Genomic DNA, 18,954 nt, shown 5'->3' with positions numbered 1-18,954 from the left:
GGCGTAAAATATCGATAAAGATATATCCGCCCTATAAATTTTCGACTATTTTAATTTCACAAGGATGTTGCTTATGCGACTGATAAAACCTGCTGCGCTATTCACCCTGCTTGCCTTATTGTTTATCGGAGGTTGTAATGGCCCATCCGATGACAGTGGCGATAACAGCGGCAGCACCGGAGAGTTCGCTCTCTCCCTGAGTTATAAAACCCTTGTCGATGGCCAATGTGCCGAGGCGACCAGCGACTTGAGTTTTGTCAGTAATGCCAGCATCTGCGCTGTGGCAAAACTCACTCAAGGTGGCAGGAATAGCAGCGGCGGCTTAATCAGTTTCGGTGCCACCTTTGGCACTTTGACTCCAGCGACTAAATTGACAGATTCCAGTGGTATAGCTCGAGTCATACTCAGTAATCCTGGTCTATTCTTAGGTGCGGGAATCTTAACGGCTCAATTCGATACCGGAGCCGCCGAGAACAATATCCTTTCGGCTAGCAGGAACTACGAATTTACCAGCACGAGTATGACTCCAGATGAAGAGACGCCTAAGATCAGCGCCAGCATCATCAATGGAGCAGTGATAGTCACTCAGTTCAAAGTCGATGAGACAGTACAACTACAGGCACAATTTTTAGACTCGTCGAGTCAAGGCATTAAAGGCTTAAAAGTTATATTCACCGCGGGTAACGCAAGTTTACTACCTAATAGCGCACTAACAGGTGACTATGGCATCGCTCAGGTAAATTATACCCCAAGCACCAGTGACCTTGGCGCAGCCAGCCTCAATGTATCGCTAGACTATCAAGAACAAAATTACCAGACTAATAGCCTGTATGAGGTCCTTTCAGCCGATGCTATCGGTGGTGAAGGTATACTTAAGTTAGGTCATTTCGATAGCAGTAATAACTTTGTATCAGGTGTTTTAGGGACCTCTCTCACTCGAGTTGAAGGTGAAGTTGAAAGTCAGTACATTATAAGTGCAGGCGGAAGTTTCGGTATCACGGCAACGCTGATCAGCCAAGCAGATGACGGTACTATCACCCGAGTGCAGACTCCTGCTTCAATCAGCTTTAGCTCAGATTGTGTATTGGGTAACAACGCTAGTCTGGATACACCAGTCACCACACTTTCAGGCCAGGCCAATTCCACTTTCCAAAACACCAGCTGTAGCGGTAACAGTCGGCGCAACGATCAAATCGTAGCAACCACCCAATCAGGAAATCTAACATTAACCGCTAAGCTTGCCTTCATTCTGGAAAGCCAAGCATTGGCAAGTCTCAGTTTTGAGTCGGCTGAGCCTAAGGTGATCCGTATCAAGGATGCTGGCGGTACTGGCAACACAGAATCTTCATTGGTGACCTTTAAGGTCACAGGTTCAGATGGACAACCCATAGCCCAGCAGCAGGTATCATTTTCTCTCGATACTCTCGTCGGTGGCTTAAGCTTCTCTAACGGGCAAGGTACCACTAAAGATACCGCTAGCAGCTTTACTAACTCTGAAGGGTTAGCCAGTGTTCGCGTGCAATCGGGTACAGTGCCAACACCGGTACGAGTTCTTGCCTCAGCGACCGATTCCGACACAGGTGAAACCATTACCAGTCAATCGGAGCAATTAACCGTAAACACAGGCCTGCCTCAGCAACTTGGCTTTAGCCTGTCGGCTTCAGCATTAAACCCCGAAGCCGATCAATTCAATGGTGAGAAGTCCACTATTACAGCTTACGCATCAGACAGCTTCGGTAACCCGGCACCCGATGACACCAGCATCAACTTTACCGCCGAAGGCGGTCAAATAGTCCCGAACTGCTCAACCGTAAATGGGTCCTGTAGTGTCGAGTGGACTTCGACAAGCCCTCGAGTACCGAACCACAGAATCACAATTCTCGCCTACGCACTCGGTCATGAAACTTTCTTCGATACTAACGGCAATAATATCTTCGATGATGCTGATGGAATTGCCGTTGATGCATGCTTGAACTCATCAGGAGCTCCTATCGCCTGTAGCGGCAACGGAATGGACATTGAAGCCTATATGCCTAATGGCTTTAGCGATCTAGGTGATGCTTTTCGCGATGACGATGAAACAGGTCAGCATAGTGAAGGTGAGAAGTACTTTAACACTGAAAGTAGTACTAGTTATCTGGGACCTGATGGCAAGTTTAATGGCCCACAATGCGAAGGTAATCTCTGCGGCATAGATCAAGCCAACCAGACCTATATCCGTAAGGCCCTAGTGATGACCATGTCAGGATCTCATGCAGATTTCACCCTCTGGCAAGATGGTAAGCTCATCTCAGATGATTCAGGTAAAGAAACAGATCCTATCGTTTCATTGACCGATATCGCTCCGGGCCAATCATCACAATTTTCTGTGCAGTTCTATGACAGCGCCTACCAGATAATGCCAGCCGACTCCCAAGTAACGGTAACGGCTTCATCCGGAGAGCTTAACTTCGATGCTTTTGCAGTACTTAACACCAGCCGAAATGGCGGGACAACGACTGGATTTATAATAACCAATGACATAGATCCAGCCAGTGTCGGAGAGGCGCCGAAGACGAGTAACATCAGTATCTATGTCACCACGCCTAAACAGATAAAATCCAGCCTAGGTCTTTCTGTCACCCTTACTGGGACATAGGGCTGGAACCAGACTGGGCATAGACAGTAATATAACTGTTCCTAACATGAATCTGATTAAGAACTAGCTCGTCTCATCAACTGCTGGTTTTAGCCTTCGTGTGACGCCATACCAAGCCAGCACAAAGAAGATTGCGAACAAGGCCCAAAGTTGTAGCCATTTAGGCATGACACTAGTCCAAGACGCCCCCATCTGATTAAGCTCTAACATCCCCATAATAGCGGGGACGGCAGGGATCACCTGAGACAGCCAAATCAGAGGCTCAGGGATAAGCGCCAATGGCCAGACGAAGCCTGAGACGAACATGATGGGCATAGAGACCAACAACAAGACTTGAGTCGGTAGATCCCGGCGGACAAACAAGCTACTCAAGGCGATACCAGCAGCGCTGGTTGCCAATAGAAACGGTAACATCCACAGGGCCACCAGAGTAAGGCTTGCCTGCACGCTGACCTGATACCAGTAAAAACAGAAACCGACATAAAAGCTGCTAAAAAACAGGTAGATCAACATGAATGCCGAGATGCGACCACAGACGAGTTGTAGAGGTGAAACCTCTCGCCAATAACCCTTTCTGCGCCATTGGCCGGCACCTAAGATCCCGGTACCTATCAGTAAGGTTTGATGCAAGATCAACAAAAAGAGTCCAGGCACCACATAGGGGGTATATCCCAGGCTAGGGTTAAACGCCGGCACACTGTTGATCTTCACCGAGTTTAGGCTTAAATCCGCTTGTTTAGGCGCCACACCTTTAGCCAGCATGCCCAGCAGTTGGACTTGTTTACCCGCATCCATGCCAACCGTAACTAGGCCCTCAGCAACCGCGGAATAAATAAGGAAGTAGCTGGCATCACCGCCATAGCTTAAGGTTACCCCCTTGCCCAATAATAGATCTCGCCTGAAGCCTTCGGGAATGACCAGCAGGCCATGAGCGCGGCCGGATTCTATCCAGCTCTGAGCTTGACTGATACTGGTCACCTGGCCGATAACACTGATTTTCGCACTGGCATCCGCGTGACGGATCAGACGGCGGCTCAATGAGGAACGGTCCAGATCCACCACCACCAGCTGTTGCTCGGTCGGCACCTGATGCAGGTAAGGTAAGGGGTATAAAACCGAATAAAACAGCACACCACCAAATAGGGTCACTGCGATGGCCTTATCTGCCACTATTGCCTTTAACTCGGCTGATACCAGCTGCCAAAAACTCATTATTTTATTACTCATCACAGATCCGCCACTGAGTTTTTCGATGCTAGATCTGCGTCTATCACCTGCCGATTGGACTCGGCGTCCGCGGCTTTTTCAATGCGGCGTGATAGCCAAAAAAGTACCGGTATTATGCATAGGAAGCCCCAATAACTAGTAAGCTGCAGGGCAATAGTCTCCCAACCCACACCATAACTGACGATGCTGATATGTGAGTCCACATAGTGACTGGACGGCATAATTAGACGCCACCACTGGGCGAGCATGGGCATCTCATGCACGGGAAATGTGATCCCCATAAACGCAAATGCCGGCGCGAATAATGCGGTACCGAAACTCACCATACGGGCACTGTCTCGCATGATGAAAAAGACCAGCAAGACCAGCAGCCAGACCGCCAATAACATTGCCAGTTGCGCCAAAATTAATAAGGATAAACTTCCCGCCACTGGCAGGGCCAAATACTGATATAGCAGGGCCAGAATGAAGCCACCGTGCATGAGTAAAATCGGCGTAAACACGGCAATCTTGGCCCACACTCTGGGCCAGATACCGCTCTCTGCAGCGAAGCACCCTTCAGGGGTTAACTCCCGACTTAAGCTGTTGGAAAAAGTGAGCATGGCCAGTAATTGCCAAAGGGCAACTAGCACAGGTGGCACAAGGAAACTCACATAGTTATTATTGCGATTAAACAGTGCCGTGGTCTGGCTGGTCACCGGACTCAAATGCGATGCGACCTGAGACTTAGGCACGCCTTGAAGCAGTTGTTTAACGCCTGCGACCTCGAGAAGTCCCGAGCCTAATGTGAGTTGAATCTGGCTGGATAAGAGTTTACCCACCAGCAAGAACTGACTGTTATAGCGAACATCAATGACCGGACTATGACCCGTTATAAGATCCCGTTGCAGCCCATAGGGAAGCACCACGATGCCATATACTTGGGACTGTTTCATGGCGGTTACTGCCGAGGATAAGTCGACAAAATTCTGCGGAGCGACAACTGGGTTGGCCTGCAATTTACGCGTTAACATACGGCTCAATTGGCTATGGTCTGAATCGACTACGGCCACAGGTAACTGTCTCGGTAATCCCGCACTGAACAGCCACCATAAACAGAGTATGCTCAAGATGGGGATATAGCTAACTAGGGCGAGCTGCCAGGGCGAGTTCCACAGTTCCTGGATCTCACGACGAATAAGGGCCACTAAGCTGTTCATGATAATCTCAGGCTTAACGAGTTAAAATCGCCGACATGCCGACCCTTAGATCTTTAATGTCTGAATTAGGCCGCAGCTCCACCTCGAAGGTACGCATGTCGAAATCATGACCACTCTCAGTCGAACGCCAAGTCGCAAAATCACCCATCACACTGATATGGGACACAGTAAATTCGAACTCACGCTCGAGAGCCGGCAGAGTCAGCATCAACTTCTGCCCTTTAGAGAACAACTTAAGCTGATCTTCTCTGACTTGAAATACGGCCCAAGCATCTTGCATATCTATCAAGCTGACCACAGGGAAACCGCTAGGAGCGAGTTCACCGGGTTGCAGTAACACTTCGCTTATCTCACCGGACTTAGGTGCACGCATCTGGCTATCTGCCAAGATGGCATTGATTTCGTCAACTGCACCTTCGGCCATACGAGTATTACCCGCTGCGGCAGCCTTGGTCTCTACCCTCGCCCCCTCTTGAGCCATCTGATACATGGCTAAGGCTGCCTGCTCTGTGTATTTGGCCGCCTGATACTGAGTAAAGGCTTCATCACGTTTCTGTCTAGCGAGTACGCCTTCGACAAACAGGTTTTCTACCCGCTCGTAGGTGGTCTTGGCTAATGTGGCTCCCGCCCTCGCTTTCAGCCACTGCTCACGAGAGAGCATTACCTGCTGCTTACGCGCGCCGCTATTGACTTCTAACTGCATCGCCTGAGCCGCATCTCTGCCGCCTTCCGCCTGCATCAACTTGGCATGAAGTTCTGGGCTGTCGATGGCAAACAAGAGATCGCCGACCTCTACCCTATCGCCACGTCTCACCAGTACCTGCTCGACACGCCCGGGAACCTTGGAGGAGATATTGTATTCTCTCGCCTCTATCTGCCCCTGCAGATAGACGACTCTCGGGGTATAGGCCAGTTTAAGCCCATAGCCCAATGCCCCCACTAAACCCACCAGGGCAACCACTGCGATTATACGATTAGCCTGCATTCTTACTCTCCTGCATCGCGCTAGTCTCAATACTGCTGCGACCTAAAAATTCATCCAGTTGACCACTGACTGCCATCAAACGGGCATAAGCCTGAACATAACGGTACTCGGCACCCAGTTGCTGCATCTCAACACCTGTGAGCTTAAGCTCTGCGTCTACCTTCTCGATGGAAGTGGATAATCCCTGACGAAAGGCCAGATCCCGCAGACGTTTATTCTCTGTTGCCAGACTCAGTGATAAGTCTAAAGACTGTACCTCTTCTTGAGCCTGTAGCAGTTGACGATAGCTTTGTTCCAGCAACAAGCTGAGATCTTGCTGAGTCTGCGCCTTGGTATAACGCGCTTGCAGCAGAGCACTCTTAGCCGCCTCTACTTTGCCGCTACGTCCATCCCTGCTCAACAAGGGGATCTTAACGCCCACGCCTAACATCCAGTCCGGCTCCATCTTGGAAAACAAACTGTCGTCTTCATAGAGTGTGTAGTTACCGTAGAGAAAAACCGTCGGTAAATACTGACCTTTCTCAACATCCACCAGCCCCTGTGCCTGAGCCTCTTTGGCCTCGAGTAGCTTCAATGCCGGATGTTGTGCCAGAGTTAGCTGACTTAATCGGGGCAGTGAGGGAGCATCATCGAGCATAAATAGCTCGGAGATAGGGGTCACTTCCCGTTCATGTAGCATGCGCGACAGGGCTATTTCCGCCATCTCGGCCTGACGCCTGGCGCGGGCAAAGTTGACCTTGGCATTCTCTAGTGCAACTTGAGCATTTAGTCGCTCAACCTTCGCTATCTGACCTTGCTCTTCCAGCTTAACCGCATGCTCTGCATGTTCCTCAAGAGAGGTCACAAGCTCGCCTCTAGTGCGGGCCATGGCTTGACTCACTGCTACGCCGTAATAACGATCCACCAGTTGAATAAAGAGATCTCGGGTGGTCAGTTGCAACTGCTGCTCTTTCTCAGTCACATGCGCCGCATGAATGGCTTGGGTCGCAGTGATTTTACCGCCAGTATAGATGGGCCACATGGCCTGAAGGCTGGAGCGAAAGATATCTTGCTCGGTAAAGGGAGTAATAAACATGGTGCCAGGGATCGCTGCCAGGGCCCCACCCAGTGCAGGTGGCAGCGCAGCGTGATCCATAGATGCCAAAGGATTAAGATCCCTCAGATCCATCTCGATAGGCTGCTCTAATCTGGTGTAGCTGCCATTGAGACTAATAGAGGGAAGGTTGAGATCTTTCCCCGCTTCATGCTCGGCCTCGGCACGTCGTACTTCCTGTGCGCTGGCCTGTAGTTTATCGCTGACGGTAAGCAGCTGCTTCCAGGCTTGTTCGAAGCTCAGGTTCGATGCCTGTGCAGTAAAAGAGCCCAATGCCAACAACGACACTAGAGCTAACCTTGAAAACTTCATCCCTTTCCTCTGCACCTTGGTGTGTACAACCTAGAGTGTTTACTCTAATTTCTTGAACAATCTTAGCATTCATTGAAGTTGAATAGAAGGAGCTAAACCTACAAGCCTAGCTCCTGATCATTTTTTCTTATGCCGTTCCACCTACGGTTAATTTATCTATCTTGAGTGTTGGTTGGCCAACGCCGACGGGAATACTCTGACCATCCTTACCACAGACGCCAACACCCTGGTCTAATGCCAGATCGTTACCCACCATAGATATCTGTTTCATGGCTTCCGGGCCATTGCCGATAAGGGTGGCGCCTTTAATCGCCTGGGTCACTTCGCCATTCTCAATCAAATAGGCTTCCGAAGCCGAAAACACAAACTTACCGGAAGTAATGTCGACCTGACCACCACCGAAGTTAGGCGCGTAGATGCCATTCTTAACGGACTTAATCATCTCAGCCGGATCCGACTCGCCGGCTTCCATATAAGTGTTGGTCATTCTCGGCATAGGCAAGTGCGCATAAGATTCACGGCGCCCATTACCCGTTGACTGCACACCCATGAGGCGCGCATTTAATTTATCCTGCATATAGCCTTTCAAGATCCCATCTTGGATCAGCACAGTCTTCTGAGTCTGCACACCTTCATCATCGACGCTCAAAGAGCCGCGTCGGTTTACCATGGTGCCGTCATCGACCACAGTCACCAGCTTAGAAGCAACCTGCTGGCCGAGCTTACCACTGAATGCACTGCTGCCCTTACGGTTGAAATCACCTTCTAACCCATGACCAACCGCTTCATGAAGTAACACTCCTGGCCAGCCAGGACCTAAGATCACCGGCATTTCACCAGCCGGTGCATCTATCGCGGTCAAGTTAACCACGGCTTGTCTCACCGCCTCACGAGCGAACTCGAAACAAACCGGCAGACCCGCATCATCCGTCTCCATCATCACCTGATAATCATGACGTCCGCCACCACCACTGGCACCGCGTTCGCGTTTGCCATTTTCTTCCAGGATCACGCTACAATTAAAACGAACCAGTGGGCGAATATCAGCCGCCAAGGTACCATCACTCGCCACAATAAGTATCTCTTCGTGGACACCCGATAGGCTGATGACCACTTGAATAATACGGCTATCTAGACTACGAATATAAGCATCTGCCTGCTTAAGCAGTGCGATCTTCTTAACCTCTTCCATCGCCGCGATTGGATCGTCACTCTGGTACAGGGCCTTCATCTCTCTGCGCTTCCAGGCTTGTACCGAAGCACTCTCGCCGCCATGGGCTGCAATACTGCGAGCCGCCTCGGACGATGCGGTTAGTGCCGCATGAGTGATCTCATCGGCATAGGCAAAGCCAGTTTTCTCACCTGTAATAGCCCGGACCCCAACACCTCTCTCGATATGAAAGCTGCCCTCTTTCACTATGCCATCTTCTAATACCCAAGACTCATGACGGCTACTCTGAAAATAGAGATCAGAAAAGTCAATATCATGTTGATGGATTAGCTTGAGATAACCCTGCAGGTCATCCAGCGATAGTTCATCTTGTAAAAGGCTCTGCTCAACTTGGGTTAAAAATGGCATTAATCACTCTCTCTTTGTGCATAATTTTTATAAGACACTGACATCTACTTTCTATGGGTTAGCATCTTTGTGTTGTAACTTTGGCTCAGCAAAGCGGTTATTACTGGCTATTGGCATCTGCTGCCTAATCTTTATCATTTCATCTCTATCCAGCTTCGACTGGACCCAGCCACAACCGGTCATCTTCTGGGCATTAATTCGTCCCCATGGGTCAACAACCATACTCTGACCCCAGGTTTCCCGGCCACCCGGGTTATGCTGTCCCCACTGAGCCGCCGCGAGAATAAAACACTGATTCTCAATCGCTCTGGCCTGGATCAAGGTTTGCCAATGGGCCTCTCCCGTCACCTTAGTGAAGGCTGCCGGTAGGGCAATCAGTTCGGCTCCGGCTAATCTCATGGCTCTGAATAGATCCGGAAAACGCAGATCGTAACATATTGCTAAGCCTAACTTACCAAAGGGAGTGTCGATTACACTAATTTTATCTCCGGCGCAGAAGGTATCGCTCTCACGATACTCCTTAGTCCCATCGGCAACATCGACGTCAAACAGGTGTATTTTATCGTATTCACCCAAGACCTGACCTTGGTTATCGAATAGATAGGTACGGTTATAGACTCGGCCATCACCGACGGCAACGGGAATACTCCCCGCCACCAGGTAGATATCATAACGACGCGCCAGATCTGCGAGTGACGTTTTAAAAGGATTCGATTGGCTATCGCCGGCATACTCGAGTTGCTGGTTTTCGTGACCACCAAACAGCAGGCAGCATTCAGGCAGAACGACGAGTTGCGCTTCACCTGCAACTCTGGGAAGTTGACTAAGCTGCGACTCGATATACTGCAGATTCTTGCATACGTCTTGGCTACTTTGGCACTGAAGTAGGTTGATCTGCATCTTCTGGCTCCTTATCTATACGCTCATTTTGCTGAGACTTTTCGTCTGGCTGATGCCTTTCATCTGGCTGAGGCTCTTTAACACTAGGCAGCACAGATTCAGGGATCTCTATCTCTTTACTCTTACGTCCTATCTCTTCTAATTTAGGTTCAGCCATGGTACCTGTTAGCTGAAATCTTAGCTCAGTAATTACTTCGATCACCGGCTCTAATACCTTAGTTAGCGCGAGCGCACCTAGGCCGAATGTCCAGCCACCTGTGGTCAAGAGAACAACCGTAGGCACACTCGATGCTAATTGAGGCACGAATCGAATATCATAGTTCAGGCTTTCCGTCATCAGGTCCGTATAGCCTCTGACCTTCATATCCCCCGCTACCGCGTCCATCTCGGTATCATGGGTTTTAACCACACCATTATCAATATTCAGAGTGCCGGTAAAGGAATTAAAATATAAGCCTTTGCCAAATACATCTGAAAAATCCAGAGACAGCTTTCTCAGTAAGGAATCCAGACTAAACAGGGAGAAGATTCTGGCACCTTTATCGCTGACTTCGGACAGATGTCCCTTGCCTAACTCGAAATTCACCAAGCCATTGAGGCTCTCTAGCGAGAACTGATATGGCGCGCCTTGCCATGATATCTCAGCATCGACCTCGACCGGTGCATCTTTTAAACCTGGATCCATGCCGACAATTGCCGATATAGCATCAAATTTTGTCGCGGTTAATTTCACATTGAATTGAGTTAAGTTCTCATTATTGTCATTCTGCCAAACGCCTTTGCCCCGCAACTTGACCTCAGGAGTGGTCAGCGACAGTGTCTGAATTTGATAGCTATTTCCCTTAGGAGATCCTTGCAAAACCAGGTGCCCGAGAGAACTGCCGTAGAAAGAAAAGTCATCCACATCCACGGCTAGAGGAGGCAGGTTATCCAACACGGTATCGGTTTTAAAGTCAGCATTTTCCTGAGCCTTAACATTGGGCGCAAGATGGAACTTAGTCGCGACCAATTTGAGTCCCTGGGTCGCCCAGTCCGGATAAAAATCGATTCTACCGTCAAACTCATTCGAACTCGCCTCGAAACGCCAACTGTCTGGGGTGGGATAGGCTGTCATTTTTAGATCGGATAAGGTTTGTCCCATTAAGTTAAAGTCGGCAATGTCTGCATCCAGGCTTATCAATGGCGGGAAAAACGATGCCTGTCTACTCGTCTCTTCAGCTGCTGCATGCGCAACTTCTGAGCCTGGTTCGACGCCAGTAAGTCCAGTCGCGTCACTCACCACCTTATCCCCGGCGGTAAACTTATTGATGATGGCTAGCCAAGGGGCTAATTCAGTATGCTCTATGTCTAACTGCAGATGCCCCTGATTTTTTTTCAGTTGATCTCCGAGTTTAAATAAGCGGCCCAAGAGTAGATCATAATGAGCGAGGCGATGACCCGACTCTTGATCGAATTCTCCCCAGAACTCCATCTGCTTGCCTAACTTAATGCCTAGAGACGATTGCTTATTATCGCCAATCAGCTCGACCGTCAGCTTTCTTGACTCATCTTTCGCCTTGGTAAACGGCGCAGGCAGATCCAGCTCGGCACCGACTAAATCTGTCTCGACCTGAGCCTGTATACGATAGCCAGATGGATCGAAAACTAAGGTCATAGCCCCCTTCCAGCTAACATCTCCGGAATAGAAATCTTGCAATGGATTGTTTAGCTCTTCAGGTAAGTCTGCTAGTGACCATGCCCCCTTCATATCCAGATTGAGGCCATAATTCCTGCCGACATTACCCGTATCGAATGTCAAAGAGATGGGTTGTTGATACAGTAAGGCAGAAATATCCTCCCCGTTAACGATGTCGTTAACGAAACTCACCTGGCCGGTCACCTGATCGAGTAATACACCCGGCTCTGTGATATAAACCGGCGTTTTATCGAAAGTGATTAAACCACGAATATCTGCTTTCACAAACTCACCAGCCCCTGCCTCATACAGAGGGATGGTGAGTTCCAATGACGCCGACACATCACCATTTATCTGTATCACGGCTAAGGTCTCCCCAACAGAACCCACCAGTGGAGAGGCCTGAATGACTCGGGTCGCGGCCTTGCCTGAAGTCTGCAGATTAGCCTTAACGTGCAGTAATGACCTCGCGCCTAACTGAGGAATACTCACCCTAGCGCCATCGACAACCACATCTAATAAATGACCTCGCTGGATGGTGAGTGCCATAGCTTCATTTTCAATCTGCGCCATTAGATTCAAGTTGGTCACGGCTGGCCAATCGGGCTGGAACTTAAACTCTGCATCTTCCAGAGTAAAATTGGCTTTGAATACTCCGGAATGATTCAGATAGGGGTAATCACTTAAGGCGCCGTTCCAAACCACTACACCGTCTTGAATACGTCCTGCGACTAATCCGACCTTGAGGTAATCGATCAGACCTTGACTCATACCGTCCAGTGGCAGGTAATTACCTACCTCGACGACATCATTAACCTTGAAGGTTGACAGTAAAGCCAAATGGACTTGCTCCCCCAGCTCTAACTTCATGGCAGCATCGATAGCTATGTCCTGATTACTCATCTTCAGCTGAGGAACCAATATCGCCTGAGCGGCGAGATCATACTTAGCCTCGAAGGCTTCCCCCGAGAGAGACAAGGGCTGTTTCAAGTCGCTGCCAAAATCTAATCGGTAGTCTTGCTTCGGCGCCGAGATATAGATCGACTCATTTCCCCAGCCGAGTTGAAAATCTATGGGGTCGCTAGCCGGGATCCCGCCATCTTGTGACCAAGTTAATTGCTTTACGGATAAAGACAGCTGAGGAGCCTGATCCTTCAGTTTAGTCAATTTGATAGACTCGATTGCGCCTTTTGGGTTCAGATTCTGCCAGTTTTTCAGGCCTGCTAACTCCATTCCCGGCACTAGGGGCAACAGGGGTAATAGTAAGCCAGTATCGAGTCGATTAAGATAAGTGAATAAGCCCTGCTCTCGCATCTCGGCAACGAAGTTAAACTCAGGCCAAGCTTGTTGATTAGACTCGAAAGCGAGGTCATGACTGGTGAAACGCCAACCGGTTGGTGTAGGCAACCACTCGAGTTGGCCAGCCTTGATCTCGAAATGTTGCTTTTGATCATTGAGATCCCACTCGAGCCAACTAGGAGAAAATTCGATGATACTGGATTCAACCGTACGGTTGGCTAAATTCATCCAGGCTTGAAGATTAAGAACTCCCTCTAACTCCAGCTTAGCCTTATCATCGTAAGGATTTTTCTGTCTCGAAGCCCACGCCCCTAAGTCTAATGATTGCGCGGCTAAATAGACTTGTCCCTTAAGCCCGTCTGGCTTATTACCGCTACCATGAATATCGATTTGCAGTGACAATAACTCCACCTGTGACGCATCTTCATCGAGATAGAGTTTACCTTGACCACGATGACGATTTGGAGAGTTAGACCATTTGAGATCTTTGACAAATATGGGGCGGTAATTATTTTTCTTGCTCAGAAGTTGCAAGCTAGCCTGTTTAATCGAGAAACGCTCCAACTGCTCTAATAAGAGGCGATACAACCAGTCGGTATCCATCTCTTGAACACTCGCGGTGTCGTCGGTCTCATTGAGCTTATCTAAGTCGAGGGCAACCTGGACACCATCGAAGATCACATTCTCGATTTGTGGTGATGCCGTGAACAGGCTTTCCCAGAAATCCAATTTAATATGGACATCGCTCACCACTAAGGTAAATGGCAGGCGATCTTGGGGAGGGATGACGAGTTTGCTTATCGTTAAGGCAGGTCCGAAAGCCTGCCATTCGGCGCTCAGCAGGCCAACATTGACCCGAACCTGGTATTGTTGTTCGACATATTTTACTAACTCAGTTCGAACTTCATCGAGCTGAGGTAAGAGTCCACGAAATAGGCTCACCACCAGTGCAAATAACACCAGAATGATCGCTAATATTTGCCAGCAAAGCCGGCTGAACTTTCGGAGACAAAATTTACCAGACACTAGATTATTACCACATCGAACTTATTTTGCGCATACATAGGCTCATTTTTAAGCTTAACTCGTTTACCAATATAGACGCCGAGCTCGGCGACTAGATGGCTCTCTTCACCCGTCAAACTGCTATGAACCGCAGGCGAGCAGTACACTAAAAACTCGTCAGCATCATAGCTGCGGTTGAGTCTGATGATCTCTCTGAAGATCTCATAAGACACAGTCTCAACCGTCTTCAGGCTCCCAGTGCCTAAACATACCGGGCACTCTCCACACAAGACATGCTCTAAACTCTCTCGAGTACGCTTACGAGTCATCTCCACTAAGCCTAAACCAGAGAAACCACTAATATTAGTTTTAACCCTATCCAGAGATAATGCCAGTTCTAGGCTATTAAGCACACGTTTTTGATGCTCAGCATCTAACATGTCGATAAAATCTATGATGATGATACCGCCAAGATTACGCAGCCTCAACTGACGTGCGATGGCTTGAGTCGCTTCGAGGTTGGTATTGAAGATGGTATCTTCGAGATTTCGATGGCCGACGAAAGCACCTGTGTTGATATCCACCGTCGTCATGGCTTCGGTCTGATCTATGATCAGGTAGCCACCCGATTTCAATTCAACTTTGCGCCCCAATGCTCGCTGCACTTCATTTTCAACATCATAGAGATCGAAAATAGGTACAGGGCCTGAATAATGCACAATCTTATCGGCAATCTCAGGCATAAATTCTTGGCTGAATGCCAGCAGCTCATCGAAAGTCTTGCTCGAATCGACCTGAATTTGATCCAGCTCGGTGCCGACGAAATCACGCACGATACGCACTGGCAGTGCCAGATCTTGATATAGCAGAGACACACCAGGACGCTTACGTCGCTCACAGACCTTGGCCCACACCCGGCGAAGAAATGCCGCATCCTGGACCAGCTCTTGCTCACCGGCACTCTCTGCCGCGGTGCGAATGATAAAGCCGCCATCTTCGTCGACGAAAGGCTGAGTTAAGCCTTTCAAACGGGCACGAACCTCTTCAGACTCGATACGCTGAGAAACCCCGATATGACTCGACCCAGGCATAAATACCAGGTAGCGAGAGGGTAAGGTGATATCCGTAGTCAGGCGAGCGCCTTTAGTACCTAAGGGATCTTTCACCACCTGCACCATAATATCTTGCCCTTGCCTTACCAGCTGAGCGATATCGCGTACCACGAAATTACCCTTCTCGACATCGGCAACACACTCGGTGTGAGGCACGATATCAGAGGCATGCAAGAAGGCCGCCTTATCCAGGCCGATATCCACAAATGCCGCCTGCATCCCCGGCAAGACACGACTCACCTTGCCCTTGTAAATATTGCCCACTAGGCCGCGTTTCATTCGCCTCTCGATATGGACTTCCTGCAACACGCCATGTTCAACCAAGGCGACTCGGGCTTCCGTGGGAGTCACATTGATCAATAGCTCAGAACCCATCTTTCTCTGTACTCTGTTTTTGACTATGCGACTCATATTTACACTCACTTTTATTAGGGTTGCAGTTTCCAGGCTCTAGGGCCTAGATAACGTTATAAAATGTTCATCTCTTGCAGCAGTTCTCGGGTCTCTACCATAGGCAAGCCCACTACAGCAGAATAACTGCCATCTATGCGCTCGACAAAGCTGCCACCTAAGGCTTGGATACCATAAGCTCCAGCTTTATCCATGGGTTCGCCAGTAGCGATATAGGCCAAAATATCCTGCTCGGTTAACCGGCAAAATTGTACCTTGGTCTCAACCAGACGCATCACTGTCTTGCTGCCATCCGTTAACGCGACAGCCGTCATGACACTATGAACCTCACCCGATAGCTGGGAGAGTATCTTCAGGGCATCGGCCTCATCGACGGGTTTACCTAAAATCTTATCACCTAGTACCACTATGGTATCTGATCCAAGTACCACTGGGGTTCCCTCGACTCCGCACAAATTCAGCCCGGCTAGAGCCTTTTCTACTGCCAGGCGAGACACGAACACTTGAGGCGTCTCTGCGGATATATGACTCTCATCTATATCCGCCGTCAGGGTCGTAAAACTAAAGTCGGCACGTGAAAAACCTAACTGAGTCAGAATCTCTTTTCTACGCGGGGAGGCCGAAGCCAGTATGAGTGGACCGGAAAACGCCATTACTATCTCACCTTATATAAACGTCGTAAGCGACGTAACATCCAAAACACCCAAGGCCAGATAATCAGACTGGAAATAGCGGGTAAAAACAGGCTCTCATCGAATGTCACTGTCGACAGCACAAACTGGACCCAAAACACCACCAGATGATGCAGGCAGACTAAACTTGAAATCATCAATGCCTGCTGCCATATAGGGAAATTGCGCAGGCGCTGAAAATGAAGTACAACCACGTAGACGACTAATGACATAGATAACGCCCGAATACCTAAGTGAGCTCCCAGCAAGATATCTAACATCACCCCTAGTGCAAAGGCTGATAAAATATTGTACCTGTGGGGTAACGCCATAGCCCAATAGATGATAACCAGTAATAACCAGTCGGGACGCCAAGCTTCGACTATGTCCGGCAAGGGCATGATCTGTAATAACATGGCTCCGAGAAGGCTTAACCACACCACCCAACGGCCATTGGCAATATGCATGCTCATTCGCTTACCTCTTGCTTAGCTTCAGGCTTAACATCATTAGATTCTGCTACAGGAATGTCATTATGATCTTGGCGGTGTTCCAGTTCATCGGGCCAAATAAGCAGCAAATATCGAATACGATCTAATGCTGCCAATGGTTGAGCCGTAACTGTGGCGTAGCTCTGGCCATTATCTTTAATCACTTTCATCACACGAGCCACAGGATAGCCTTCGGGAAAACGATTACCTAGCCCGGAGGAAACCAGCAGATCACCGACACGAATATCAGTGCTCTTTGACACGAATTTAAGTTCCAACTCATCGAGAACACCTGTGCCATTCACCACCAGGCGCACATCATTACGTGTGATACGCACAGGTATACCGTGAGTGACATCAGAGATAAGCAGCACTCGGCTGGTTAACTCGCTAATTTGCACGACTTGGCCTACGACGCCCTGTGCATCCACCACAGGCTGACCAACAAACACGCCGGTTCTCGCCCCTTGGTTTAACACAACATATTGATGATAAGGATCGCTGGCGACTTCCATCACCTCGGCAACGACTTTCTTGGAATCCATGTGTACGGGAGAGCCCAGCAAACCACGCAGGCGATCATTTTCCTGTCTTAGATGCTCGAAACGCTGCAAACGCTCACTCATCAGCAGCTGTTGACGCAATAGCGCCTTGTTTTGTTTAGCGAGCATGTCGCGAGTCGCAAGATGCTCGGCAGACCAATCAAGCAAAGCTCCGGGAACATTGGCAACGTATTGAAGTGGGCTTAGAACAGAAGAGATAGATTGACGAACAGGATCGAGTCGGCCGTTGGCCACAATAAGGATCACCGACAAGATAATAGCCAGTGTTAATCTAAACTGGTTTGAAATACCACGCGCAAAAATGGGCTTCATAAAAAACTATAAATGGTTACGAAATACTAACTAGTATTCATTGGATCATAAAAACAAAATCAGGCTTTATACCCTATGGCGATAATGAGCGACAGAAAAAAGGCGGTTTAACACCGCCTTATTCGACCTAATTAGGTTTCTTCGGAGAAGAGATCGCCGCCATGCATATCGATCATCTCTAGCGCCTTACCACCACCTCGAGCAACACAGGTTAATGGGTCATCGGCAACCATGACCGGAATACCCGTTTCTTGCATGAGCAAACGATCCAGATCGCGGATTAATGCACCACCACCTGTTAATACCATGCCACGCTCAGCGATATCTGAGGCTAATTCTGGTGGAGACTGCTCTAGTGCAGCCATCACAGCACTGACAATGCCAGACAATGGCTCTTGCAATGCTTCTAATATTTCGTTGCTGTTCAGGGTAAAGCTACGAGGTACGCCTTCGGCTAAATTACGGCCGCGCACTTCTATCTCTAATACTTCATCACCCGGATATGCGGTGCCTATGGTGTGCTTGATGCGTTCGGCAGTAGCTTCGCCGATCAGGCTACCGTAATTGCGACGCACATAGTTGATGATTGCATCATCAAACTTGTCACCACCGATGCGAACAGAAGAGGCATACACCACACCGTTGAGTGAGATGATGGCCACTTCGGTAGTACCACCACCGATATCGACAACCATAGAACCGGTTGCTTCAGAAACAGGAAGACCCGCACCTATCGCAGCAGCCATAGGCTCTTCGATCAAGTACACTTCACGAGCGCCAGCGCCCATAGCAGATTCACGAATCGCACGACGTTCGACCTGTGTCGCACCAACAGGCACACAAACCAATACTCTAGGGCTTGGGCGGAAAAAACTGTTTTTGTGCACTTGCTTGATAAAATGCTGCAACATCTTCTCAGTCACATAAAAGTCGGCAATCACGCCGTCTTTCATCGGACGTATCGCCTGGATATTACCCGGAGTACGCCCCAACATCTGCTTAGCTTCTGTACCTACAGCCGCCACGGACTTCTGTCCGCCATTGCCTCGCTCAGTACGAATCGCCACAACCGAAGGTTCGTTAAGTACGATCCCTTCATCACGAACGTAAATTAAGGTGTTAGCCGTACCCAAATCGATCGAAAGATCGTTAGAAAAAATGCCACGCAGCTTCTTGAACATGTAACCAGCCTGTCTCAGTCGAGTCCGAAAAATAAAAAATCAGCTAACTTTAACAACGACACCCCTATGACACAAGGGCGATGAGGTTAACATTTGCTAATCAAGCGCTTTATTTTTAAATATCATAGAAAAAGTAGATGTAAGTGGGGCTTTGTCCTGAGAGGATGGACATCCCCTGCTAATGTCACCAAGAAGGCTTTCGAGTACACCAATGAGTTGGCTAATCTCTCGAAGCCGCTCTTTAGCATAGTCCTAATCTAACACTAATTAACTTCCCGCCAGTAGATCACCTTGTCATGAC

General features: G+C 49.0%; 13 protein-coding genes. 1 reads left to right on the top strand and 12 read right to left on the bottom strand.

Features of this window, described 5'->3' with window-relative positions:
- The first annotated feature begins 73 nt into the window (after window positions 1-73).
- Window positions 74-2,638, top strand: a complete 2,565-nt coding sequence (locus KT99_RS09355) for an Ig-like domain-containing protein (RefSeq protein ID WP_040571818.1) — start codon at window positions 74-76, stop codon at window positions 2,636-2,638.
- Between the two features lie 63 nt (window positions 2,639-2,701).
- Here KT99_RS09355 and KT99_RS09350 read toward each other — a convergent pair whose 3' ends face one another.
- The 12 genes from KT99_RS09350 to KT99_RS09295 all read right to left on the bottom strand — a co-directional run bounded on the left by KT99_RS09350 (window position 2,702) and on the right by KT99_RS09295 (window position 18,653).
- Complete coding sequence (locus tag KT99_RS09350) at window positions 2,702-3,850, bottom strand: ABC transporter permease (RefSeq protein WP_040571828.1); 1,149 nt, start codon at window positions 3,848-3,850, stop codon at window positions 2,702-2,704.
- Window positions 3,851-3,864: 14 nt separating this feature from the next.
- Window positions 3,865-5,064, bottom strand: coding sequence for an ABC transporter permease (locus KT99_RS09345; RefSeq protein WP_005499337.1), 1,200 nt, complete (start codon window positions 5,062-5,064; stop codon window positions 3,865-3,867).
- A gap of 13 nt (window positions 5,065-5,077) precedes the next feature.
- Window positions 5,078-6,049 (bottom strand): HlyD family secretion protein, encoded by a 972-nt coding sequence (locus KT99_RS09340; protein WP_005499336.1) that lies wholly within the window; start codon window positions 6,047-6,049, stop codon window positions 5,078-5,080.
- The gene (locus KT99_RS09335) at window positions 6,039-7,454 is read right to left on the bottom strand and encodes a TolC family protein (RefSeq protein WP_050774344.1); all 1,416 of its coding nucleotides are present in this window, start codon (window positions 7,452-7,454) and stop codon (window positions 6,039-6,041) included. Before KT99_RS09335 ends, KT99_RS09340 begins: the two co-directional genes overlap by 11 nt.
- A 127-nt stretch (window positions 7,455-7,581) precedes the next feature.
- Entirely contained in the window at window positions 7,582-9,033 is a 1,452-nt protein-coding gene (gene tldD / locus KT99_RS09330) for a metalloprotease TldD (protein ID WP_005499334.1), read from the bottom strand.
- Between the two features lie 51 nt (window positions 9,034-9,084).
- Window positions 9,085-9,933 carry a carbon-nitrogen hydrolase family protein gene (locus tag KT99_RS09325; RefSeq protein WP_005499332.1) on the bottom strand — a complete coding sequence of 283 codons (849 nt, stop codon included), beginning with the start codon at window positions 9,931-9,933 and terminating at the stop codon, window positions 9,085-9,087.
- Window positions 9,902-13,933, bottom strand: a complete 4,032-nt coding sequence (locus KT99_RS09320) for a YhdP family protein (RefSeq protein ID WP_005499329.1) — start codon at window positions 13,931-13,933, stop codon at window positions 9,902-9,904. Before KT99_RS09320 ends, KT99_RS09325 begins: the two co-directional genes overlap by 32 nt.
- Window positions 13,933-15,399 (bottom strand): ribonuclease G, encoded by a 1,467-nt coding sequence (gene rng, locus KT99_RS09315; protein ID WP_005499327.1) that lies wholly within the window; start codon window positions 15,397-15,399, stop codon window positions 13,933-13,935. Before rng ends, KT99_RS09320 begins: the two co-directional genes overlap by 1 nt.
- A 92-nt stretch (window positions 15,400-15,491) precedes the next feature.
- Complete coding sequence (locus KT99_RS09310; protein ID WP_005499325.1) at window positions 15,492-16,088, bottom strand: Maf family protein; 597 nt, start codon at window positions 16,086-16,088, stop codon at window positions 15,492-15,494.
- Window positions 16,089-16,090: 2 nt separating this feature from the next.
- Window positions 16,091-16,579, bottom strand: coding sequence for a rod shape-determining protein MreD (mreD, locus tag KT99_RS09305; RefSeq protein WP_005499323.1), 489 nt, complete (start codon window positions 16,577-16,579; stop codon window positions 16,091-16,093).
- On the bottom strand, window positions 16,576-17,472 hold the full coding sequence (mreC, locus tag KT99_RS09300; RefSeq protein ID WP_005499321.1) for a rod shape-determining protein MreC: 897 nt from the start codon (window positions 17,470-17,472) through the stop codon (window positions 16,576-16,578). The genes mreD and mreC overlap by 4 nt, the downstream gene beginning before the upstream one ends.
- Window positions 17,473-17,603: 131 nt before the next feature.
- Entirely contained in the window at window positions 17,604-18,653 is a 1,050-nt protein-coding gene (locus KT99_RS09295) for a rod shape-determining protein (protein ID WP_005499320.1), read from the bottom strand.
- Window positions 18,654-18,954 lie beyond the last annotated feature (301 nt).

It is taken from the genome of Shewanella benthica KT99 (assembly GCF_000172075.1).
GTDB classification, from domain to species: Bacteria; Pseudomonadota; Gammaproteobacteria; order Enterobacterales; family Shewanellaceae; genus Shewanella; species Shewanella benthica_A.
The sequence above is the reverse complement of the archived record's forward strand: the minus strand, read 5'-3'. Positions and strand labels throughout refer to the sequence as shown.